The organism is Actinosynnema sp. NPDC023658 (genome assembly GCF_040639995.1).
In the GTDB taxonomy this organism is placed as follows: domain Bacteria; phylum Actinomycetota; class Actinomycetes; order Mycobacteriales; family Pseudonocardiaceae; genus Actinosynnema.
Genome location: NZ_JBFAAX010000839.1, coordinates 1 through 2,438, shown reverse-complemented (window position 1 = coordinate 2,438; position 2,438 = coordinate 1). Strand labels below are relative to the sequence as shown.

At 71.5% G+C, this 2,438-nt stretch carries 2 protein-coding genes; one reads left to right on the top strand and one right to left on the bottom strand.

Features of this window, described 5'->3' with window-relative positions; genetic code table 11:
* Nucleotides 1-34: 34 nt before the first annotated feature.
* On the bottom strand, nucleotides 35-1,225 hold the full coding sequence (locus tag AB0G02_RS35405) for a cellulose-binding domain-containing protein (RefSeq protein ID WP_360803373.1): 1,191 nt from the start codon (nucleotides 1,223-1,225) through the stop codon (nucleotides 35-37).
* A gap of 173 nt (nucleotides 1,226-1,398) precedes the next feature.
* Between AB0G02_RS35405 and AB0G02_RS35400 the strand changes: the two genes are divergently transcribed.
* On the top strand, nucleotides 1,399-2,438 hold a 1,040-nt coding region (locus AB0G02_RS35400; RefSeq protein ID WP_360803370.1), incomplete at its 3' end, for a tetratricopeptide repeat protein.

Below are 2,438 nucleotides of genomic sequence, written 5' to 3'. Positions count from 1 at the left end.
GTCGGTTGACAGCGGTCCTCCCCGGCCGCTCAGCTCAGCACGCGATCGGGGAGGACCCGATCGCCACGTCGTCGTACCAGAGGGTGTTCGCGCCGTCGCCGTAGCTCTCCCAGCCGAGCCGGAAGTCGGTGACGGTGGGACGCCAGTTGGTCTTGGCCAACCACTGCCGGTCGACGTCGGCGGTGGGCACGCCGTCGGCCACCAGGCCCTCGACCACCGCGCCGTTCAGCGAGGTGGACAGCCGGCCCGCCGGGTCGACGGTGAACTGCACGCAGTTCCACTGGCCGGTGGGCAGCGGCTTGCTCTTCGAGACACCCGTCGGGCTCTGCTCGGGCAGGGTGGCGTCGTCGGACTCGCGGTTCCACTGCATCGCCGAGTTCTGGCCGCCCATGCGCAGGTCCTTGCCACCGTCGTTCGAGTCCTTCATGGCCATGAAGGTCACGTGCGACTGAGGCAGGGCGGTGGTGTGGCGGACGTAGAACCGGCCGTGAACGGCGGAGCTGCCGCTCATCGGCGTGCCGAAGAAGATGTGGTTGCAGTAGCCGGACCCGCCGTTGACGCGCACCGACTTCGAGCCGCTGTGCGCGACCGAGCTGTCGATGCTGACCGTGCCCTGGCCGGTGCAGTTGGCCGCGCCGACGGTCCAGCGGCCGGACGGGGTGGACCCGGTCTGCTGCTCGAAGCCGTCGCACAACGTCGCGGAACCGCAGCCGCCCTCGTTGCCGGTCGTGGTCGTGGTCGTCGTCGTAGTAGTACTCGTCGTGGTGGATGTCGTCGACGTGGTGGAGGACGTGGTCGAGGACGTGGTGGTGGTCGTCGTCGGACCGTCACCACTGCACGAGACACCGTTGAACGCGAAGTCGGTCGGCGTCGCGTTCGTGCCGCTGTAGGTCGCCTGGAAGCCGAACGCGGCGCTCGCGCCGGTGCCCAGGGCACCGTTCCACGGCATGTTGGACGCCGTCACCACGGCGCCGGACTGCTTCACGTCGGCGCTCCACCCGGACGAGACCGACTGGTTCCCGGAGAACGTCCAGGTGAGCTTCCACGAGGTGACCGGAGCGGACTGGTTGGTCACGGTCACGTTGGCGGTGAACCCGGTGGCCCACTGGTTGAGCTTGTAGTCCACAGCGCAGACGGGAGCCGCACCCGCAGTGCTGGCCCCGCCGATCACCACCAACCCGGCTATCGACACCACAGCGGCCACCGCCGCCAGCAGATTTCGCACAACAACCCCTTCGTTGTCGTCTCTGGGAGCGTTCCCAGAAGCAGACTGTAACGATCCCGTCACCGCAAAGGAAATACTCCGCTTGCCGCAACGGTCACTCGAACGAAGGCGTGCCCGTGCGGTGACTACGGTGCACTGTGATCGACAACGGATCGGGCCACCGAGGGGGACTCATGCCCACCGCCGCCGAGATCGACCGGCTGCGCCGCCGAGGGGAGTTGGCCCAGGCCGAAGCGCTGGCCCTGCGCGCCCACTCCCCCGACGAGCCGGACGACGTCGACCTGCGGGTGGCGCGCGGTCGGCTGCTGCTGGCCCGGCACCGGTACACCGAGGCCGCCGAGCTGTTCACCGACGATGACGACGACCGCCTGACCGCGTGGCGCGTCGCCGCCCTGGCCCGAGCGTTCCGGGACGACGAGGCCGCCGCCGTGGCCACCGAGGCGCTCACCCGGCACCCGGACAGCGTTCCGCTCCGGCTCGCCCTCGGCCGGGTCCACCTCGACGCGTGGCGGCCCCGGGACGCGCTCGCGGCCTTCACCGAGGCGCGGCGGCTCGCGCCCGAGGACTGGCGCGTCCTGGTCTGGAACGCGGTCGCCCTGGCGAACCTGACCCGGCTCGACGAGGCGAAGGCGACGGCCGGGGAAGCGGTCCGCCGCCGCCCGGAGGTCGCCAAGGCGCACTTCACGCTGGGCCGCGTCCACGCCGCCGCGGCCGAGTACGCGGAGGCGAGGGCGTGCTTCGACGCGGCGCTCGAACGCGACCCGCAGTACCCCGACGCACTGGAGTGGCGGACCACCGCCCTGCGCCTCCAGCACCGCTACGAGGAGGCCGAACGGGCGGTCGAGGCCGCGTTGGCAGCGGTGCCCCTGGACCCCCGGCTGCACGTCGAGCACGCCTGGGTGCTCAGCGACCGGCACCGTCACGACGAGGCGCTGACCGCCGTCGGGCGGGCGCTCGCGCTCGATCCCGCGCACCGGTGGGCGTTGGAGAGCCGGATCGACTTCCTCGACTCCCTCGGTCGCGTCGAGGAGGCGTTGCGGCAGGCGGCCGACGCGGCGGCGCTGCACCCGTCCGACCCGAAGTTCGCCGTCTCGGCCGCCTGGCTGCACGCCGGGAGGACCGACCACGACCTGGCGATCCGGTACCTGGACGACGCCTCGTCCATGACGCCCACGCAGGAGTGGGTGGTGCGCAGCAGGGTCGCCGTCCTGGC